Origin of the sequence: Bacillus atrophaeus, assembly GCF_001584335.1 — a bacterium.
GTDB lineage: Bacteria > Bacillota > Bacilli > Bacillales > Bacillaceae > Bacillus > Bacillus atrophaeus.
This window is the reverse complement of the sequence record NZ_LSBB01000018.1, coordinates 339,292-358,540: the sequence shown is the minus strand read 5'-3', so window position 1 is coordinate 358,540 and position 19,249 is coordinate 339,292. Positions and strand designations below refer to the sequence as shown.

Below are 19,249 nucleotides of genomic sequence, written 5' to 3'. Positions count from 1 at the left end.
GCCTATGCCTGTCGGTAAATATTTTAAAATCGGATATGGGATTCTTTTGTTGTTTCTCATCATCTATATCGGAACGTTGATTGACTTTTTGTTCCGTCCCTTCATTATTTTCTGCCAAACCTTATTCGGGCCGATCATACTGTCGGGTGTGCTTTACTATTTGTTTCGTCCGCTCGTTAAACTGCTGCATACAAAAGCCAAACTGCCAAAAGGTATCGCGATCTTGCTGATCTATCTAACCGCCGGCGGACTCTTCACCCTCTTCATTTATACAGCAGGACCTGAGATTCAGAAACAGTTCAACAGCTTTGTCAGCAACTTCCCGACACTGCTTGATCAGGCAAGGGATTGGATTGAAACCATACAGCACAACAAGTGGTTTTCCCGCCTGCAAGAGCAAAGTTCGCTTAATCAAATCACAGATAAAGTCACAAACTACTCTAACAGCTTCATCTCTTCGCTGGGAGACAACATAAAAAGTATGGCAGGAGCTGTGACCAATGCGGTCATTACCATCGTCATTATTCCTTTTGTGCTGTATTACATGTTAAAAGAGGGCGAAAAAGCGCCCCGGTACCTGTTGCATTTTCTCCCTAAAAAACAGCAAAAAGAAGGAAAACGGATTCTCGAAGACATGGATCAGACGCTCAGCGCTTACATACAGGGTCAGATTATCGTCAGCTGCTGTGTCGGCGTGCTTGTGACAATCGGTTATTTTATCATCGGATTGGATTACCCGCTAATGCTGGGTGTTGTCGCCATGGTGACCAATGTCATCCCGTTTATCGGCCCGTGGATCGGCACGTTTCCCGGCGTTGTCGTCGGTCTGTTTGATTCGCCGACAACCGCCATACTGGTCATCGTGGTCGTTGTCATCGCCCAGCAAATCGAAAGCCAAATCATTTCCCCGCAGGTGATGGGGCGAAAACTTTCGATCCATCCGCTGACCATTATTTTTCTCTTGCTCGCCGTCGGAAATTTTGCAGGCATTGTCGGCATGCTGCTGGCGATACCGGGGTATGCTGTCGCCAAGGTGATCGTGAGTCATATATGGAGACTTGTGCTGCTGAGAAAAAAACATACAGATCACACTTCATAAAACAACAGAGATGTTTTCACATCTCTGTTTTTCCTTGCAGCTCTTTTACCCGCTGATGCGGGCTTCCTTGAAAAACACCGCCATGATAACAAACCACCGAACTTATGTCATAGTCTAAAAATCCCCCAAAGATAGTAAAGGCTGATCCATATCTAATGTGGCCTCTTCAACAGGCCGGTGTAAAGCACCATCAGTCTTAACCAATGCATCTGCGGCAATGAGAAGTTTCTTTTCCTCCACATAAAGACTGACTTCTGGTATAAAATCATGCGGATTCCGCCGCAAAACGGAAGCAATTGCCCATCCTCTATGGTTTCCTGCACCTTTATCTTCGGAGGGTTTTAGACAGCTGCCTTATTTCCTCCGGAAGAGATGCTGCTGTCTCCTTGGTCATACGGCTGATATCGGTTTTAATAAGCGGAAGCCCCCCTTCTATATAAGGGCGTTCCAACACATGGGCATAGATTGTAATCTCGTGTCCGGCCTCCTGGGTAAGAGCGGGCGCTCCTCCGATGTGATCTATATCCTGATGGTTCAAAATCTCTGTCTTTAAATTTTTAAACGGCATTCCGATTTCTTTCAGCGAAGGTCAATACATCTATAGAGAATTGTTTTTAGAATTGCTGTTGGATAAGGAAATTTTTTCATGTATGATAAAGAAAGAACACGGACAGGAGAGAACAGCAGCTGGACCATCGTTATTACCTTTACAATTGGGGAAGTGCTTTGTTTTCTGTGATGGATTTGTTCGCAGACCAGATCGCAAAGCCTGAATTGAAAGGCACTTATTTGGGAGCAATAGGCTTTTCGCAGCTGGGAAATGTAATAGACCATTAGGCCGGAGGCATATGTATTGATGTATTTGGACCGGGCAGACCCGGCTTCATTTTTTTCTATTCTTGCCGGCATCACGCTGATCAGACTGCCGTTTTTAGCATTTGCATACCGGCAGATGACGGCCGGAACCGCTCAAGCTCGGCCTGGAACCGCTGTAAAAATACTCGGGAGAGATGAAAACCCCCTCTCCCTAAAAAGGAGGCAAGCAAATGAATATCGGAGACATGATCTTTCAATTGGCGCCATTATTATTAGTAGCAGTGATCATTTTTGCAGCTGTTGCGGGTCTAAGAACTCTGAAAAAACGCAAAGCACAGTTAGAGCGAATTGAAAAAAAGCTGGATACGCTCAGTAAAGAGGAGAAAAAGAATTTATAGACCCGGAGCAACCAGCTCAACCTTTATCCGGTCCGGGTCCTCTGCGTATACGGCATAATGCGCGCCGCCGCCCGCATACGGATGGCTGTCTCTGTATAACACATGATAGCCTCTTTCCAACAGCTTTTCTGTCATCATATCAACTTGCTCTCTTGATTCAGCATGAAAAGCCAGATGATTCAGGCCGATCCGGCGTCTGTGAAATCCTTGCTCCAGGAACCGTTCTTCTGTTTGCACAAACACCAGATAAAAATCGTCCTTTTTCCAGCTGATGCCGGAGTCCCACTTTTGGAATGGTTCATAGCCAAGCTCACCTAAAAACCATCCCCAAAATCGCTTTGAGGCTTCCAAATCTGAGACATACAATTCAATATGGTGTATCATTTGTCTCACCCCCAAGCTCTTTCTTCACACTCTTCTGACTAAAACTTCTTCCACCTTATGCCGGTCACCTTTTCGCAGAATCAGATCCGAGCGGAATTTTGTCGGCAAAATGTTTTCATATAAATTAGGACGGTTGACGCTTTCCCAGATTGAAGTCGCCATCTCGTCCGCTTCCTTGTCAGAGAGGTCTTTAAATTTATGAAAATAGGATGCCGGATTTTGAAACGCCGTTTCCCTGAGAAGCCGGAAGCGCTCCAGATACCATGTAAGGATGCGGTGTTCTTCAGCATCGACATAAATGGAAAAATCAAAGAAATCAGAAACAAAAATACGGGGATCCTCTCTGTCATCTTCCAATGTCGGAGACTGAAGAACGTTAATGCCTTCAATAATGACAATATCAGCCTGCTCCACAACTTCAAAGACGCCCTCCTCCCTGTCATAGGTAAGGTGGGAATACACGGGCGCCTCCACCCTGTCTTTTCCTGACTTGAGATCATTTAAAAATTCAAGCAGCGCTTTTACGTCATAGCTGTCGGGAAATCCTTTTCTGGACAGCAGGTTTCTTTTTTTCAGCTCCGCCGTAGGGAACAAAAAGCCGTCGGTTGTCACAAGACTCACCTTGGGGCGGTCAGGCAAACGCGAAAGCAGCTTCTGTAAAATTCTCGCTGTCGTGCTTTTCCCGACTGCGACGCTGCCGGCAATCCCGATAATAAACGGGATCTTGGCCGAATGCGGGTGCTTCAAAAAAACATTCACATGCTTATTTCGCTGAGCGGCAGATGCAACATGTAAATGAAGCAGGCGGACAAGCGGAATATAAATCGTTTCAACCTCTTCTACCGATAAATGATCATTCAGCCCCTCCACCGCCTTGGCTTCCGCTTCAGAAACCGCTATTGACAGGTGGCCGCCAAATCCCGACCAAGACTTGCGGTCATGCTGTGTGTATAAGGTATGTAAATTAAGTTCTTTCTTTTTCAATATTCACACCAATCTCTCTATATAGCTTCCGTTACTAAACTCATGCCTACAAAGATTGTAACGGAAAACGCTCTCACTGTCTGCTCATTTTTTGGAATTTATCAATGCAGACCCGATATGATGATACGTTTCCATTTCTCCCCGGGGAACCATACTGCCTCCGGTTCCCCAAATGATATGCACGGCGTTTTTCATTTTCGATTGCAGTTGATTGTCTTGAAGATAACGCTTCCCTCTTCCGTTGTAAATAGCTGAACAGGTCCGAACATCCCGGCTAGCGCCGAGGGTTCTAAATACTTGTTTTCAGAATCGGCCAGCATATACAGTAACTCGTACAGCATGTTATCTTCTGCGGTATAGCATCCGCTCAGCAGCGGCTCCATCATTTTTCCTGCAAATCCAACGGTCCGGCGCAAAGACATCGGTTTTTTTAGGATTTGACTAAAAGACCGAACGCGTTTTTACGAGCTTTTGGATCAGCGGGTCTTTACGGAGTGAGTCCAATGCTTTCTGACTTTTAGACATGTAAAACATCTCTCCCTTTTTTCTAGTGTAAAATCAGCCTAAGATTAAGCTGAGACTTTATCTACTTCTTCATCATAGCCCGCCCGGCCAGCTTTTCCACTAGCGAAGGGAATAGCTGATACAGTTTTGTGCCGGCGTTCATCCAGCGCGGGAGGTTGATTTCGCGCTTTCCGGTCAGGATGGCTGCCGTGATTTGGGCTGCGACATCATCAGGATCAAGCATCCATTTCCTCACATTTTTCACATAGTCCCCGCCCTTATCGGCAATCGAGAAGAAGTCTGTTTCAATGGGCCCCGGATTCACGGTTGTCACATATATGCCGGTTTCCGCCAGCTCCATTCTCAATGCGTTTGAATAACCTAAGACAGCGTGTTTGGTTGCTGAGTAAAGGCTTGATTTCGGTGTTGCCAGCTTTCCGGCTTGAGATGCGATATTGATGATATGGCCGCTTTTTTGCTCGAGCATCCCCGGAAGAACCGCTTTTGTGCAGGCAATCAGGCCAAAGACGTTCACTTCAAACATCTGCTTCATGTCATCCAGTGATGAGTCCGAAACCGTGTCAAATACGCCAAACCCCGCATTGTTAATCAAGACATCAACAGAACCGATCCTGCGATGCACACTGGCGATCTCTTCAAGGCTTCCGACATCCAGCGGAAAGATATCACACAGCCCGCTCCATTCCTCCGCTATTTTTCTTTTGATCTCTTGCAAACGGTCCTCCCGCCTCGCCGATAGCAAGACGCGGGCTCCCTCGGCGGCGCATAAATAAGCAATTCGTTCGCCGAGACCGCCAGAAGCACCGGTAATCCAAATGCGCTTTCCTGCTAACTTCTTCATATTAATCCACCTCTTATACGGCTTTAAAATATTGAGTTGCTCCGTCCCATTCTGTTGTAATTCTTTTATTGTGCGCTAAGACATCCAGTTGTCCAACGGTTTCTGACATCGTTAAAAACAATTCTTTTTGATAGAACTCCGGAAATAGCCGCTGGCAGATTTGAAAAGCGGTATGCGGCCTTTCAGACAGCATGCGCCACACGTCCTCCGTCCGCTTCCGCTGTTTATCCAGTCGTTTCGTAATAAGTGTTTGTACATTTTTGACGGCATCTCCATGGCCGGGATACATGATGGCAGGATTTAAGTCATACAGCCGTTTTAATGACTGCTGATAGTCTAATAAAGGCGCCGTTCTCTTGCTTCCCGTTTTTGGCGCTTCGATAATCGGATTAGATGAGCTGTTTTGCAACAGCAGGTCCCCTCCAATCATTCTCCCTTCCTGTTCGTGGAACAGAACGATATGTGATTCCGCATGGCCGGGCATCTCTAAGACAGTCCAGCCTTTTAATCCGTCAATTTCCATTCCTTCTCCGACTGTTTTTGTCAAAGAACGTGTACAAGAAAATTTGTACGCAGACCGGAGGAGCCTTTCTGCCTGTTTATGTTCTAGCGGTGCGCCTAATTCAGAGAACAGCTGTTGAAAATAGGTTCCTTGCCACTCAAAAAATGCTTTATCTCGACTGATATAAGGTTCATTATAAGCATGTCCGATCAATTCTGTCAGGTCAGAGAATAGATCAAGCAGCCCTGCGTGATCCGCGTGGTGATGGGTAAGCACCACCTGCTCAATATCTGATATCGCTACACCTTGAGCTGCAAGCTGATGCTCAAGAGCAGAAGCCGCCTCTTTTGTTTTCGGCCCGGCATCTATGAGCGTCAGCGCCTCGCCTTTTACTAAATAAACGATCACATCACCGACTGCAAATGGCGTCGGCACGGAGATCGGAATAATCTCTGTAGTTGTCATCTTTAAACTCCTTGTCCAAGTCTGTTTCTTTTGTTATTCATATTTTAGCTTTTTCTCTCTCCGGTGTCATTCATGCTTTCTCTTTAAGCCTCCCTTTTTTAAAAAGCTATTGACATAAACTTATCCTCCATTGCATAATGAACAACAAACTAAAATACGAACATGGAACGCTATGACGAGGAATAGTATACAAACAATGGCCAAAGAGAGCGATGATCCTCAGGCTGAAAGATATCGCGGCCCTCTTGTTTGCAGAACCTGCCCTTAGAGCGGTTAGGAAAACCTAAACGTTTCCCGCGTTACGGGATATGAGCTGAGCACAGCTTTGTGCTAATTTAGGGTGGTACCGCGAACCTTTTCGTCCTTTACTTGACGAAAAGGTTTTTTGTGTTTCCGGATAGAATGAAGGAGGATTTAAATGAAAACAATTGGATTTATAGGGGCCGGCTCTATGGCTGAAGCAATGATCAACGGCTTATTGAAGAGCGGAATGATGAAACCCGATCACATACTCGTTATCAACAGGTCAAATGATGCGCGGCTGAGGGAGTTAAAAGACACATACGGCGTGCTGCCGTGCAGAGATAAAACTGCTTTTTTTGAGAAAACGGATATCATCGTCCTTGCGGTAAAGCCGAAAGATGCAGCAAAAAGCATCGCCGGCATTCGTTCTCACATCAAAAATCAGCTTGTTATATCGGTGCTTGCCGGCATTACAATAGAGACGATCCAGTGTTATTTTGAAAGAAATCTGACCGTCATACGGGCGATGCCAAATACATCCGCGGCAATCGGAAAATCGGCAACCGCGTTTTCCGCAAGTCCTGAAGCAGGCGCGGACGCGATCAAAACTGCAAAAACGTTGTTAGAAACGATCGGTGAGGCGTCTCTCGTGGAAGAAAAGCACATGGATGCAGTAACGGCGATTGCGGGAAGCGGCCCTGCGTACCTTTATCATTATGCAGAGGCAATGGAGACGGCGGCACATAAAGTCGGCCTTGAGGAAGGCTTTGCAAAACGATTGATTCTGCAAACGATGGCCGGCGCCATAGAAATGCTTCAACAAAGCGGAAAACAGCCAGCACAGCTGAGAACGGAGATTACAAGCGCAGGCGGCACAACAGAAGCCGGACTGCGCGCCTTAAAGGAACGGTGTTTTGAAGACGCCATTGTTCACTGCATTGAAGAAACGGCCAAACGGTCCGGGGAAATAAAAGAAGAGTTTGCCGGCACTGTTTTAAAACATATGTAATCAAAAAAGCATGAGCGAATACCCGTTCATGCTTTTTTTGATAAGCAGTAATATTATGTTATACAGATGAAAAACCGTATATCCCATGGTAAAACTTATTTATGGCTTTTTAATAAAGCTGTAATGGTAAATGAAAGCAGGTCAGGAAGAATTTCAAATGAAAACGGCATATTCAGTCTTTCTGTCCACTTATGGGGGTCTTTCCCCGCCGGACCGACATTCAGCACAGGCACAAACAAAGCTTGTTCTTTGCCTGACGGAAGTGAATATCCTCTGTTATACAGCGGCATATTGCTTGTATAAGCATCAACCTCCTGCTTTTCAAGCTGAAGGTAGCTTAAATCAGAGAGTCCCGGAAAATACTGAACTTCTTTTAAGCGAAGTCCGTGTTTTTCACTCGCATAATCTGTAAGCTGTTCTAACGCTTTTTTTATGATCCGGTCTTCCTTTGAAGTGACTGCGGGATAAAAAGGCGGACTATAGAACAAAACAATCAGCGGGGCGTCTTCCTTACATAGTGCGGCAAGTTCAGATACAATTTTTGTTGAAAAATCCCGGTCGCCGAGGCTCCCTTTGTTAGCAAATGTATAGTTCAGCACCCGTTCTGCCTCCGAGCTTCCGACACGCTGCCTGGCACGATCCAGAAGTTCTTCAAAGGTCAGGACAGAAACATTTCGGTCAATCGGCTGAAACGATTCGAACCGCTGAAAATCAAGTGTTTTATGCTGGATATTGGCTGCTATATTAATAGCTGCTTTTTTTGCGGTATCAAGCAGCATCCGGTGAAGCTCACTGGCAGAGCGCTTCATCGTCAGCACATTAAATAAAGTGACAGCGGTATGAGGCGTCTGGACTGAATAGGCTTCCTTCAAATCCTTTTGCATTAAATTGGCCGGCGGCGGTGTAATCTCCCCGTCTGCCTCTTCGCAGTAACTGACGTTCAGTTCAAGAAGACGGTTAATTTCAGAAACCATCAAATTGGCATTCAAGCCTGAAAATGGCTCTCCGACATGCGTTTCAATTCCTTTGCAAAAAAATCCCGCCAGCACTTTCCCGATGCTTCCAGAGTATATATATTGGTTTGAATCACCGGGGAATTTTTCAAACATCGGTTCACAATTTACACAAGCGGTATAACGCAAACCATGTTTTTTTTCCCACTCTTTTAATACCGGAACGGCTTCAAGCATGCCTTGGGAATTCACTTCCTCGTCCGGCACCGTCACAAGCAGAAGATTACCGTCAAATTGGCCCTCCATCGCCCTCTCAAGCATGGAAAGCTGAACAGTGAGGCCGGCCTTCATGTCCATCGCGCCTCTTCCAAACAGCCAATCCCCGCTCTCTGCGTCCTGCCTCACATGCTCAGGCAGCAAATCTTTTTTCTCTAGAAAAGAGTCCAGAAGTTCATTCGGCTTGCATGCCATATGTTTGAATTCCCCATAGTCTTCAATGTCTACAACATCAAAATGGCTCAGCAGCAGGACGGCCTGCGCTATGTCCTCTTTCTTCACTAGCGCTGTCAAAAAATACCTTCCGTCATTCATCGGATGGAGAGTAAGATGCTCGGGATTCCTTTCAAAATAGGGTCTGTCTTTTAATAAGTAATAAAGATATTCAGCGAGGGCTACCTCTCCCGTTGAACCGGTAATACTGTCGTACTGAACGAGAGAAACTAAAAGTTCACGCAATTCTTCCTTCGTCTGCCAATTCATAAGACATCTGCTCCTCATATGTATAAAATCATTTAAGTTCTTCAAAATAAAAAGAATTCCCTGTCTATTATACAGAAAATTCTAATATCCGTAACGCGTTTGAGCAGTTTATATGACGGGAAAGAAATGACTTGTTATAATCAATCTCTAAAAACATATCGGGAGGCGAAAGATATTGAGCAGAAAATTATTTACTCCGTGGAGTGTAAAAGATGTAACCATAAAAAACCGGATTGTGATGTCTCCAATGTGCATGTACTCCTCTCATAATAAAGATGGGAAACTGCAGCCGTTCCACATGGCCCATTACATAACCCGCGCAATCGGACAGGTGGGGCTGATTATCGTTGAAGCGACAGCCGTTACCCCTCAAGGCCGGATTTCGGATCAAGATTTGGGAATCTGGAGCGATGATCATATCGAAGAGCTTTCAAAGCTGACAGAACAGGTGAAAGCCCAAGGTTCAAAAATCGGCATTCAGCTCGCGCACGCCGGCCGAAAAGCTGAGCTTGAAGGAGATATTTACGCTCCGTCAGCCATTGCATTTGATGAACATTCAAACACGCCGGTTGAAATGACAGAGGAAAAAATCAAAGAGACGATTCAGGAGTTTAAACAGGCTGCTGTCCGCGCAAAAGAAGCCGGCTTTGATATTATAGAATTGCATGCAGCGCACGGATACTTAATTCATGAGTTCTTATCTCCGCTTTCCAATCATCGCACAGATGAATACGGCGGTTCACCGGAAAATCGCTACCGCTTTTTAAGAGAAACAATTGATGAAGTCAAACAAGTATGGGACGGTCCTTTATTTGTTCGCGTTTCTGCTTCTGACTACACACCAAAAGGGTTAGACATCGCGGATCACATCGGGTTTGCCAAATGGATGAAGGAGCAGGGCGTCGATCTAATCGATTGCAGCTCAGGAGCTCTTGTTCATGCCGATATTAACGTGTTCCCCGGCTACCAGGTGAGTTTCGCCGATAAGATCCGCGAACAGGCTGACATACCGACCGGGGCGGTAGGAATGATTACAAATGGTTTAGCAGCTGAAGAAATTTTGCAAAACGGCCGCGCTGATCTTATTTTTATTGCCAGAGAGCTTTTGCGGGACCCATTTTTCGCAAGAACCGCTGCTCAACAGCTGAATACAAACATTCCGGCGCCCGTACAATACGATAGAGCGTGGTAACACCAACTCCCCCGAGATATCCGCGGAAACACCGCCGGATATCTCTTTTTTTATTTTTCGAGAAACGATTGCCCGACGTTCTGCGTCTCCCTATTAGAACCAATTAGAGGAGATGACTCCAATGAATACAGCATGGGAAGAAAAGACATATACAGTTGACGGATGCCCTTTTCATACAAAACACCGCAAAGGAACTAGTGATGTTACGGTTGTCTTTGAAGCCGGCTACGGCACATCTTCTGAGACATGGAACCCATTACTGGCTAACATTGATGAAGAACTTGGAATTTTCACATACGATAGAGCCGGACTCGGCAAAAGCGGACGAAGCGCGCACAGCAGAACGGCAGACCGCATGGTAAAGGAATTGAAAGCATTGCTTCATCGAGCAGGTGTAAAGCCGCCATATCTTGTTGTCTCGCATTCATACGGTGCAATTATCAGCAGATTATGGGCCAGCCAGAACCGCCGGGATATTATAGGAATGGTGCTGCTTGATCCGGCTTCTGAAGATCAAGAAAACAATGTGCTCCCCTTTATGCCTGAAGACATGCAAGCCGCGTATTACAGACAGTTTATATTAGAAGGTTCACACGCAGAATTTCTTACAAGCCTCCGCCAGATCAAAAAACAGCAAATCCACTTAGGTGATATGCCGCTTTTGATTTTATCTTCTGGAGAGCGAAACGAACGCTTAAAAAAGGCGCACAAAGAATGGCAAAAACTGCACAGCAGTATCCTGTCCTTATCTAATCAAAGCGGCTGGATTCAGGCTGAAAACAGCTCTCACGACATTCACCACGATGAACCGCATATCGTTCATCTTGCTCTTTACGATGTATGGTGCGCAGCCCGCCAGCAAATGGGCGCTCCAGTCTATCAAGCGGTGAACTGACCGGCGCAAAACCAATTTAAATACAGACCAGTGATAATGATCCCCAATCATGTAAAAGAATCCGCGGATTCAGGATGAAACACTTTTACTTGGCGGGGATTTTTTATTGCTGAAAGAACAGCGTACACATAATAATCAGTAGAACCGTAAGTCATTGGTTTCGATTCCTTGTAAGGAGATGTTCCCTAAGAGAATTCAGCTAAAAGGAAATTGCCTTTCTCCTCTAAAATAAGATCTAAAAAAATACAGCCTTTGTTCGCCGATAAAAATCGAAACACAAAGGCTGTACAAGATCTGCTCAAGGAACCGGGCAGATTCGGTCTTTTTACCAATTACTTTGTTTCACGGTGAATCGTGTATTTCTTTAAACGCGGTGAGTATTTTTTAAGCTCCAGACGATCTGGATTCGTGCGTTTATTTTTTGTTGTGATGTAGTTTCTGTCCCCTGTTTCAGTGCATGCTAAAGTAACATTGACTCTCACTTTTAAATTCCTCCTTTCAAAACGTAATTATTACGCTTTATTATACAATATGAGCATATCCTGTCAACCATAAACCTTTTTTAGCTCCGGTGTACATCAATTTCCAGAAAATCAAATGCTGTCATACTGTTTGGGAAAATATCCTCCGCTTCCGTTAACAGCATTTGCAAAGAGGCTTCTCCCTGATATCTCGCACTGATATGGGTTAAAATGAGTTTCTTTGCCCCTGCTTCCTTAGCTGTTTTTGCAGCTTGTTCAGTTGTGCTGTGAAAATAATCATGGGCAAGCTTATCATCTCCCTTTGCAAAGGTAGCTTCATGGACAAGCACATCTGCATCCACCGCAAGCTCCTTCACATTTGAGCACACTCTTGTATCTCCGGAAAACGCTACGACCCGTCCCTTTTTAGGCTCATCCAGAAAATCTCTTCCATTAATCACGCGCCCATCTTCAAGTGTGACCTCTTCCCCTTGTTTGATTTTTTGATAAATCGGACCCGGCGGGATTTTCATTTCTTTTAATAAATCAGCTTTTAACGCACCCGGCATATCTTTTTCCTGAACGCGATAACCAAATGCAGGAACACCATGAATCACAGGCTTGGCCGTCACGGTAAATTGGTCATCTTCAAAGATAACTCCTTCTTCTATTTCTATAATGGCGAGAGGATAAGTCAGACGTGTCGCTGTCACGTTAAGGCTCGTCTCTATGAAGGCTCTAATACCTTTAGGTCCGTAGATTGTCAGTTCATCCTCTCCCCCTTGAAAGGATCGGCTTCCGAGCAGCCCGGGAAGGCCGTACACATGGTCACCGTGCATGTGGGTGATAAAGATTTTTTCAATTTTACGGGGCTTAATAGATGTATGTAATATTTGATGCTGTGTGGCTTCCCCGCAATCAAACAGCCAGACTGAACGCCTTTCTTCCAGCAGCTTTAACGCAATGGATGAGACGTTTCTTGATTTGGCCGGCATGCCGGCGCCGGTCCCTAAAAATAGTAATTCCACATTTCTTTCCTCCTACACAACGCTTGTTACCTACAAGAATACAGGATCAAACTCAAAATGTGAATCTCGTCCTGCTTTCGGTTTCTCCGCCGATTGGTCATTTAAAAAAGTTTTTTCTCCATTCTGCAAAAAAGAGGCTGAAATGTTTGCTTTCATTGAATTTTAGATTTAAAATGAAGAAAATATACGGGGTACTAAAATAAAGCTTCGAATAAAGTGAGGTACTTTTAGTGAAAACAGATCAAAAACATCCAAAAGCAGTTATAGTTATATTCGGCGCAACAGGAGATTTGGCCAAGCGGAAACTTTACCCGTCCATTCACCGTTTATATAAAAATGGCCAGATAGGGGAAGAATTTGCGGTTGTTGGTGTCGGAAGAAGACCTTGGTCGAATGAGGATCTTCGGCAAACCGTTAAAAAGTCCATTTCAGCAGGCGGCGATAAACATACAGATGATTTCACGTCTCACTTTTATTATCATCCGTTTGACGTGACAAATCCGAGTTCGTATCAGGAGCTGAAAGTGCTCCTCGATCAGTTAGAACTTACATACGAAATTCCGAACAACAGAATGTTCTACTTAGCGATGGCTCCTGAATTTTTCGGCACGATCGCGAAATCCTTAAAATCAGAAGGAGTGACGGCTACAACAGGCTGGTCGCGCCTTGTGATTGAAAAACCGTTCGGCCATGACCTGCCGAGCGCGAAAGAACTAAACAAAGAAATCCGTGAAGCGTTCACGGAAGATCAGATTTACCGAATTGACCACTATTTAGGCAAACAGATGGTGCAGAATATTGAAGTTATCCGATTTGCCAATGCGATTTTCGAACCGCTGTGGACAAACCGCTACATCTCAAATATTCAAATCACATCAAGTGAGGATCTGGGCGTAGAAGACCGTGCCAGATATTATGAAACATCCGGCGCCCTTCGCGACATGGTGCAAAACCACATTTTACAAATGGTTGCACTGCTTGCCATGGAGCCGCCAATCAAGCTTAACACTGAAGAAATCCGCAGTGAAAAGGTAAAGGTTCTCAGAGCGCTTCGGCCGATCGCCAAAGAAGAAGTGGATCAATACTTTGTACGCGGACAATATCAGGCAGGCATGATAGATGGCAGCCCTGTACCGGCTTATCCGGAAGAGCAAAACGTCGCACCAGATTCAAATACAGAAACATTTGTTTCAGGGAAGCTCTTGATTGATAACTTCAGATGGGCGGGTGTTCCATTCTATATCCGCACAGGGAAACGAATGAAAGAAAAATCCACAAAAATCGTGGTTGAATTCAAGGAAATCCCAATGAATCTATACTACGGCAATGAAAAACAAATAAACCCGAATTTACTTGTCATTCACATTCAGCCGGATGAAGGGATTACACTATATTTAAATGCTAAAAAATTGGGCGGAGCCGCGCATGCTCAGCCGATCAAACTTGATTACTGCAGCAATTGCAGTGATGAAATGAACACGCCGGAAGCGTACGAGAAGCTCATCCACGACTGTCTGCTCGGTGATGCGACAAACTTTGCGCATTGGGATGAAGTGGCGCTTTCCTGGAGTTTCGTCGATTCAATTTCAGAAACATGGGCTTCAAACAAAACCCTTTCCCCTAACTATGAAGCAGGCTCAATGGGTCCGAAAGAATCAGACGATCTTTTATCAAAAGACGGCTTTCAATGGTGGAATATTTAACAGATCAAAGGCCAGAGCTATAGCTCTGGCCTTATCTTTGCATACTTATTATCGTTTTTCGATTATAAAAAACCCCGCAGCGTATAGGTCTGCGGGGTTCATTTTAATTACTTCATCCATTCAGTATGGAATACGCCTTCTTTATCAGTGCGCTCGTAAGTATGAGCACCAAAGTAGTCACGCTGCGCCTGAATTAAATTTGCAGGCAGTACAGCTGTGCGGTAGCTGTCATAGTAAGCAAGTGCGCTGGAGAAAGAAGGAACCGGCACGCCTTGGCTGACAGCAAGTGAAATCACTTGGCGAAGCGCTCCTTGGTAGCTTTCCACTATGTTTTTGAAATAGTTGTCTAGCAGCAGGTTATCAAGCTCCGGCTCACGGTCGTAAGCTTCTTTAATCTGCTGAAGAAACGCAGCGCGGATGATACAGCCGCCGCGGAAAATCATAGCGATTTCGCCATATTTCAAATCCCAGTTGTATTCGTCAGAAGCAGCTTTCATTTGAGCAAAACCTTGTGCGTAAGAACAAATTTTACTCATGAACAATGCTTTTCTGACCGCTTCGATCAATTCAGCTTTGTTTTCAGTAACAGGTTTAGCTTCAGGACCTGCAAGAAGACCGCTGGCTTTCACACGCTCATCCTTCATTGCTGAAATAAAGCGGGCAAAAACAGATTCAGTGATAATCGGCAGCGGAACGCCTAAATCAAGCGCGCTTTGGCTTGTCCATTTCCCTGTTCCTTTTTGACCTGCTTTATCAAGAATCACGTCAACAAGCGGTTTGCCTGTTTCCTCATCTTTTTTCGTGAAGATGTCAGCTGTGATCTCGATCAAATAGCTGTCAAGCTCGCCTTTGTTCCACTCGGCAAATACTTCGTGAAGTTCTTCAGCGGAAAGTCCGAGCACCTGTTTCAAAATGAAGTAGGATTCTGAGATCAGCTGCATGTCTCCGTATTCAATTCCGTTGTGGACCATTTTGACATAGTGACCGGCACCGTCAGGCCCGATATACGTTGTACAAGCTTCACCGTCTACTTTTGCTGCAATCGCTTCAAGGATCGGCTTTACAAGCTCATGAGCTTCTTTTTGTCCGCCAGGCATAATAGAAGGCCCTTTAAGCGCTCCTTCTTCTCCGCCTGATACGCCGGTGCCGATAAAGTGGATTCCGCTTTCTGCGAGCTCCTTATTGCGGCGCTGTGTATCTTTATAATATGTATTTCCGCCGTCAATCAAAATGTCGTCTTTCTCTAAGTGAGGAAGAAGCGATTGAATTGTCGCATCTGTTGCTGCACCTGCTTTAACCATAAGCAAGATTTTGCGAGGCGCTTCTAAAGATTGGACAAACTCTTCAATGCTGTATGTACCGACAACGTTCTTGCCTTGAGCTTCTTGCAGAAATTCTTCAGTTTTGCTGCTGGATCTGTTGTAAACCGAAACAGAGAAACCGCGGCTTTCGATATTTAGAGCAAGATTTTTACCCATTACGGCAAGACCGATAACTCCGATTTGTTGTTTTGACATATTCTAACGTCCCTTCTACAAACGTTTAATCATTTTAAAATTTACATTAAAATAAAATGATATTTATAATATTGAAATTACCATACTTCACCCCCTTTTTTCAAGTTATTCAGCTTTTCTTTTCGTCTTGAAAAAAGTCTTTATTAAAGCTCGTTCCCTTTGTTTTACTTTCTTTCTTTTTGACTTTGGCGCCCTTTTTGATCATATTTGAACCGAACTTCTGATTGAGCTTTTCCATCATTTGTTGAATCGGTTCATCTTTTGCATCTTCTGTAAATGAAAACAAGTCAAGCTGTTTATACGCTTGTTCTTTTTCAACCAGATCAGTTCCCGTAATGCCGAGAAGTCTGACAGGCTCTCTGCTCCAGTGTTTAAAAAAGAGATTTTCCGCCTCTTGCATAATTTCGTTCTTCTGATCAATTGGATTTTTCAGCATCATGCTTCTGGTGATTGTTTTCCAATTACTATAGCGGATCATGATAAAGAGCTTTGAAGCCATGACTTCTTTTCGCTGAAGACGGTCGCTGACAGAAGCCGCGAGCTTTCTGAAAACACCAAGCAGTTCTTCTTCGTCCGTGCTGTCATGCGAAAGTGTCGAGGAGTTGCCTACACTTTTAAATTCATAAATACGCTCCGGGTCAACCTCGGCATGGTGAATCCCGTTTGCTTTATTTTTCAGCCGCGGTCCATTTATGCCGAGCAGACGTTTTAATGCATGCTCATCGGCAGCGGCCAGATCTCCGATCGTATATATGCCAAGGCTCTTTATTTTTTCCGCCGTCTTCTTTCCAACACCGTGCATTTCCCCGACTGGCAGCGGCCAAAGAATGTCCGGCACCTCCCTTTTCCTTAAAATGGTAATACCAAGCGGCTTTTTCATATTAGACGCCATCTTAGCGAGGAATTTATTCGGGGCAATGCCGATGCTTGACGGAAGCAGGAGCTCCTTTTGCAGCCGGTTCTGAATCTCCTTTGCTGTGTCATATGCCGTGAAGCTGTATGGCGTATCGGTAATATCCATATATCCTTCATCAATTGAAACAGGCTCAACAAGCTCAGTATACTGGCGCAGAATCTGGAACATTTCTCTTGACGAGCTTCTGTAACGGTCAAAGTTCGGAGGCAGAATGATCAGCTCGGGGCAATTGCGCTTCGCTTCCCACACGGGCATCGTGGTTTTCACGCCGCGCGCTCTTGCTTCATAGCTGCATGTGACCACAATTCCCTTTCTCTCCTTAACATTCCCAGCAACTGCGATCGGCTTTCCTTTTAAAGAAGGATCGTACGCCATTTCGACAGATGCATAAAAACTATTCATATCAATATGAAAAATGATTCTGCCCTTGCCTGACATAAAGATTTCTCCTTTTTCGTTCAATAGACAATCGCTTGTACATATAGTAAACTATAGGTATTGAATGGATGTGATTTGATGGTAGTTGAATCGATGAATGACTTTTTATTCTTAGTCGATTTCTTCACAATTATTCTTCCGGCTTTGACCGCAATCGGCATCGCTTTTTTGTTGCGGGAGTGCCGAATTGGCGAGCAATGGAAGACGAAACGCATAGATGAATACCAGACGGTCGTTCAAATTAACCGAACAGACTTTCTTATTATTATATATCATCGCATTACGACATGGATACGTAAAGTCATTCGCATGAATTCTCCGGCGAATGATGATGAAGAATTCGGTTCCCTTCTTTTATAAACAGCATTTATAAAAAGGAGGAGAACATATTGTTCAAAACTTATAAAAAATTGATTGCTTTCGGATTCTTTTTTATCGTACTATTCACAGGAAATGCGGCTTTTGCCGCAACCCCGCAGACGGGCGGCCTTGGTAATATCGGATTTTTCCACGACTATTTAATCGAGCCGTTTTCAGCATTGCTGAAAGGGGTTGCCGGGCTGTTTAACGGAGAATACGGGCTTTCCATTATGCTTGTGACTATTATTGTCCGGGTGATCGTGCTGCCTTTGTTTGTTCATCAATTTAAAAAGCAGCGTGTGTTCCAGGAAAAGATGGCGGTAATCAAGCCGCAGATTGACAGCATTCAGGCAAAAATTAAAAAAAACAAAGACCCGGAAAAGCAGAAAGAACTGCAAATGGAAATGATGAAGCTGTATCAGGAAAACAATCTCAATCCGCTTGCAATGGGCTGTCTTCCCATGCTTGTGCAGTTTCCGATTCTGATCGGATTTTATTATGCCATTCGTTCGACGCCTGAAATTGCGTCACACTCTTTCTTATGGTTCAGCTTAGGCCAATCCGATATTCTTGTTTCCCTTTGCGCCGGAGCCATGTACTTTATTCAGGCATATGTCGCTCAAAAATTGAGCGCCAAATATTCCGCTGTTCCGCAAAACCCTGCAGCACAGCAATCTGCGAAGATCATGGTGTTTTTCTTCCCTGTGATGATGACGATTTTCTCGCTTAATGTTCCGGCCGCTCTGCCCCTTTACTGGTTTACAAGCGGGCTGTTCCTAACCGTGCAAAACGTCATTTTGCAGCAGACCTATCACAAAAATAAAAACAAAGAGATCGCAGCTCAAACCGAGCCTGCAAATTAAATAGTAAATAACCCCGGCTAAAAGCCGGGGTTATTCTTTTGGATTCATAACGGACGCTAGCAGATAAATGGCGATGCACCGTGCCGTGTGCTGATATTTCGTTTAAAAACAGAGTAACCGGGAATAGCTTTACACACATGCAATTAAAAAAGGAGCAGAAAATGATGACTGACCGTTTTAATCAAAAAAATATTTCTGTACCTAAGGGTGTATGGATAATGAGACAAACATGGAATGATGTCTTATTTGCCCATTGGCCGGTCGATCCCTCAATCCTTCGTGACAAAGTCCCCTCTGTTTTGGAATTAGATACCTATAACGGGATGGCTTGGATCAGCGTGCTGCCCTTTATGTTAACGGATCTTCGGGCTCGTTTTCTTCCTCCGATTCCCGGAGCTCATTCCTTTCCTGAACTTAACTTCCGTACCTATGTAACCTATAAAGGCAAACCCGGCATTTATTTTTTCAGCTTAGACGCCGATCACAGGCTGGCGGTTCAAGGCGCCCGCACCTTTTTTCATCTTCCTTATTTCTATGCTGATATGAATGCTGAAAAAAGCGGTGATATCATTCAATATGCCAGTAAAAGAAAAGATGCCAGAAGCGCGAAGGAATTCAGCGCCAGTTATCGGCCGATATCTGCCCCTTTTACAGCCGAAAAGGAATCGCTTGATTACTGGCTCACAGAACGATACAGACTATATACCTCTCATAACAACAAGCTTTATTTTGAAGACATTCACCACCATCCATGGATGCTGAAAAGGGCAGAGGCTCACTTTACCATCAATACGACAGCCGAAGCTCACGGTATACAATTGCCGCACTCAGAACCTTTGCTTCATTACGCTGAAAAACAAGACGTCTTATTTTGGCCCCTTAGACGGTGGCGGTGAAA

At 44.7% G+C, this 19,249-nt stretch carries 19 protein-coding genes and 2 pseudogenes; 10 read left to right on the top strand and 11 right to left on the bottom strand.

Going from position 1 to position 19,249, the window contains the following annotated elements:
• Positions 1–4 precede the first annotated feature (4 nt).
• Positions 5–1,099: an AI-2E family transporter gene (locus AXI57_RS10630; RefSeq protein ID WP_061670045.1), complete on the top strand. Its 1,095-nt coding sequence runs from the start codon at positions 5–7 to the stop codon at positions 1,097–1,099.
• Between the two features lie 325 nt (positions 1,100–1,424).
• On the opposite strand, the gene AXI57_RS10625 is transcribed toward AXI57_RS10630, so the two are convergent.
• Complete coding sequence (locus tag AXI57_RS10625) at positions 1,425–1,667, bottom strand: MBL fold metallo-hydrolase (RefSeq protein ID WP_061670044.1); 243 nt, start codon at positions 1,665–1,667, stop codon at positions 1,425–1,427.
• A gap of 120 nt (positions 1,668–1,787) precedes the next feature.
• On the opposite strand from AXI57_RS10625, the pseudogene AXI57_RS20860 reads away from it, so the two are divergent.
• Positions 1,788–2,063, top strand: a pseudogene (locus AXI57_RS20860) (MDR family MFS transporter); the annotation flags it as partial.
• A gap of 82 nt (positions 2,064–2,145) precedes the next feature.
• Positions 2,146–2,313, top strand: a complete 168-nt coding sequence (locus AXI57_RS21735) for a hypothetical protein (protein WP_010789137.1) — start codon at positions 2,146–2,148, stop codon at positions 2,311–2,313.
• Here AXI57_RS21735 and AXI57_RS10620 read toward each other — a convergent pair.
• The 5 genes and pseudogenes from AXI57_RS10620 to AXI57_RS10600 form a co-directional block, all read right to left on the bottom strand.
• Positions 2,308–2,694 carry a VOC family protein gene (locus AXI57_RS10620; protein ID WP_087941817.1) on the bottom strand — a complete coding sequence of 129 codons (387 nt, stop codon included), beginning with the start codon at positions 2,692–2,694 and terminating at the stop codon, positions 2,308–2,310. The two genes, AXI57_RS21735 and AXI57_RS10620, sit on opposite strands and share 6 nt — an antisense overlap.
• Positions 2,695–2,721: 27 nt before the next feature.
• Positions 2,722–3,681, bottom strand: coding sequence for a type I pantothenate kinase (gene coaA, locus AXI57_RS10615; protein WP_003325537.1), 960 nt, complete (start codon positions 3,679–3,681; stop codon positions 2,722–2,724).
• An 84-nt stretch (positions 3,682–3,765) separates the two neighbouring features.
• Positions 3,766–4,103 (bottom strand): annotated as a pseudogene (locus AXI57_RS20855) (D-serine ammonia-lyase); the annotation flags it as partial.
• A gap of 164 nt (positions 4,104–4,267) precedes the next feature.
• Positions 4,268–5,047, bottom strand: coding sequence for an SDR family NAD(P)-dependent oxidoreductase (locus AXI57_RS10605; RefSeq protein ID WP_003325534.1), 780 nt, complete (start codon positions 5,045–5,047; stop codon positions 4,268–4,270).
• A 13-nt stretch (positions 5,048–5,060) separates the two neighbouring features.
• On the bottom strand, positions 5,061–6,014 hold the full coding sequence (locus AXI57_RS10600; protein ID WP_061670042.1) for an MBL fold metallo-hydrolase: 954 nt from the start codon (positions 6,012–6,014) through the stop codon (positions 5,061–5,063).
• A 418-nt stretch (positions 6,015–6,432) separates the two neighbouring features.
• On the opposite strand from AXI57_RS10600, the gene proC reads away from it, so the two are divergent.
• A complete protein-coding gene (proC, locus tag AXI57_RS10595; RefSeq protein ID WP_061670041.1) occupies positions 6,433–7,266 on the top strand; it encodes a pyrroline-5-carboxylate reductase in 834 nt (277 codons plus the stop codon).
• A gap of 95 nt (positions 7,267–7,361) precedes the next feature.
• Here the strand turns inward: proC and AXI57_RS10590 are convergent, their stop codons facing one another.
• Positions 7,362–8,978, bottom strand: coding sequence for a M20/M25/M40 family metallo-hydrolase (locus AXI57_RS10590; protein ID WP_061670040.1), 1,617 nt, complete (start codon positions 8,976–8,978; stop codon positions 7,362–7,364).
• Positions 8,979–9,153: 175 nt separating this feature from the next.
• On the opposite strand from AXI57_RS10590, the gene namA reads away from it, so the two are divergent.
• The gene (gene namA / locus AXI57_RS10585) at positions 9,154–10,170 is read left to right on the top strand and encodes an NADPH dehydrogenase NamA (protein ID WP_003325529.1); all 1,017 of its coding nucleotides are present in this window, start codon (positions 9,154–9,156) and stop codon (positions 10,168–10,170) included.
• A 121-nt stretch (positions 10,171–10,291) separates the two neighbouring features.
• Positions 10,292–11,065 carry an alpha/beta fold hydrolase gene (locus tag AXI57_RS10580; RefSeq protein WP_061670039.1) on the top strand — a complete coding sequence of 258 codons (774 nt, stop codon included), beginning with the start codon at positions 10,292–10,294 and terminating at the stop codon, positions 11,063–11,065.
• Positions 11,066–11,397: 332 nt separating this feature from the next.
• Here AXI57_RS10580 and rpmG read toward each other — a convergent pair whose 3' ends face one another.
• The gene (gene rpmG, locus AXI57_RS10575; RefSeq protein WP_003325527.1) at positions 11,398–11,547 is read right to left on the bottom strand and encodes a 50S ribosomal protein L33; all 150 of its coding nucleotides are present in this window, start codon (positions 11,545–11,547) and stop codon (positions 11,398–11,400) included.
• An 80-nt stretch (positions 11,548–11,627) separates the two neighbouring features.
• Positions 11,628–12,554 carry a ribonuclease Z gene (gene rnz / locus AXI57_RS10570; protein ID WP_003325526.1) on the bottom strand — a complete coding sequence of 309 codons (927 nt, stop codon included), beginning with the start codon at positions 12,552–12,554 and terminating at the stop codon, positions 11,628–11,630.
• A 230-nt stretch (positions 12,555–12,784) separates the two neighbouring features.
• Here rnz and zwf point away from each other — a divergent pair, with 230 nt between their 5' ends.
• On the top strand, positions 12,785–14,257 hold the full coding sequence (gene zwf, locus AXI57_RS10565; protein WP_003325525.1) for a glucose-6-phosphate dehydrogenase: 1,473 nt from the start codon (positions 12,785–12,787) through the stop codon (positions 14,255–14,257).
• A 107-nt stretch (positions 14,258–14,364) separates the two neighbouring features.
• Here the strand turns inward: zwf and gndA are convergent, their stop codons facing one another.
• Entirely contained in the window at positions 14,365–15,774 is a 1,410-nt protein-coding gene (gene gndA, locus AXI57_RS10560; RefSeq protein ID WP_003325524.1) for an NADP-dependent phosphogluconate dehydrogenase, read from the bottom strand.
• 109 nt (positions 15,775–15,883) lie between these two features.
• Positions 15,884–17,128, bottom strand: coding sequence for a DNA polymerase IV (locus tag AXI57_RS10555; RefSeq protein ID WP_061670038.1), 1,245 nt, complete (start codon positions 17,126–17,128; stop codon positions 15,884–15,886).
• A gap of 78 nt (positions 17,129–17,206) precedes the next feature.
• Between AXI57_RS10555 and AXI57_RS10550 the strand changes: the two genes are divergently transcribed.
• The 3 genes from AXI57_RS10550 to AXI57_RS10540 all read left to right on the top strand — a co-directional run bounded on the left by AXI57_RS10550 (position 17,207) and on the right by AXI57_RS10540 (position 19,247).
• On the top strand, positions 17,207–17,488 hold the full coding sequence (locus tag AXI57_RS10550; RefSeq protein ID WP_003325522.1) for a hypothetical protein: 282 nt from the start codon (positions 17,207–17,209) through the stop codon (positions 17,486–17,488).
• 29 nt (positions 17,489–17,517) lie between these two features.
• Positions 17,518–18,351, top strand: coding sequence for a membrane protein insertase YidC (locus AXI57_RS10545; RefSeq protein ID WP_013390595.1), 834 nt, complete (start codon positions 17,518–17,520; stop codon positions 18,349–18,351).
• 164 nt (positions 18,352–18,515) lie between these two features.
• Positions 18,516–19,247, top strand: coding sequence for a YqjF family protein (locus AXI57_RS10540; protein ID WP_061670037.1), 732 nt, complete (start codon positions 18,516–18,518; stop codon positions 19,245–19,247).
• The last annotated feature ends 2 nt before the right edge of the window (positions 19,248–19,249 follow it).

What these genes read in the sequence shown, in the direction of transcription:
- AXI57_RS10625 (WP_061670044.1), bottom strand. Translation starts at nt 1,667, where the DNA reads ATGCCGTTTAAAAATTTAAAGACAGAGATTTTGAACCATCAGGATATA.
- AXI57_RS10540 (WP_061670037.1), top strand. Translation starts at nt 18,516, where the DNA reads ATGACTGACCGTTTTAATCAAAAAAATATTTCTGTACCTAAGGGTGTA.
- AXI57_RS10600 (WP_061670042.1), bottom strand. Translation starts at nt 6,014, where the DNA reads ATGACAACTACAGAGATTATTCCGATCTCCGTGCCGACGCCATTTGCA.
- AXI57_RS21735 (WP_010789137.1), top strand. Translation starts at nt 2,146, where the DNA reads ATGAATATCGGAGACATGATCTTTCAATTGGCGCCATTATTATTAGTA.
- AXI57_RS10580 (WP_061670039.1), top strand. Translation starts at nt 10,292, where the DNA reads ATGAATACAGCATGGGAAGAAAAGACATATACAGTTGACGGATGCCCT.
- AXI57_RS10590 (WP_061670040.1), bottom strand. Translation starts at nt 8,978, where the DNA reads ATGAATTGGCAGACGAAGGAAGAATTGCGTGAACTTTTAGTTTCTCTC.
- AXI57_RS10550 (WP_003325522.1), top strand. Translation starts at nt 17,207, where the DNA reads ATGGTAGTTGAATCGATGAATGACTTTTTATTCTTAGTCGATTTCTTC.
- AXI57_RS10555 (WP_061670038.1), bottom strand. Translation starts at nt 17,128, where the DNA reads ATGTCAGGCAAGGGCAGAATCATTTTTCATATTGATATGAATAGTTTT.
- gndA (WP_003325524.1), bottom strand. Translation starts at nt 15,774, where the DNA reads ATGTCAAAACAACAAATCGGAGTTATCGGTCTTGCCGTAATGGGTAAA.
- proC (WP_061670041.1), top strand. Translation starts at nt 6,433, where the DNA reads ATGAAAACAATTGGATTTATAGGGGCCGGCTCTATGGCTGAAGCAATG.
- AXI57_RS10630 (WP_061670045.1), top strand. Translation starts at nt 5, where the DNA reads ATGCCTGTCGGTAAATATTTTAAAATCGGATATGGGATTCTTTTGTTG.
- AXI57_RS10605 (WP_003325534.1), bottom strand. Translation starts at nt 5,047, where the DNA reads ATGAAGAAGTTAGCAGGAAAGCGCATTTGGATTACCGGTGCTTCTGGC.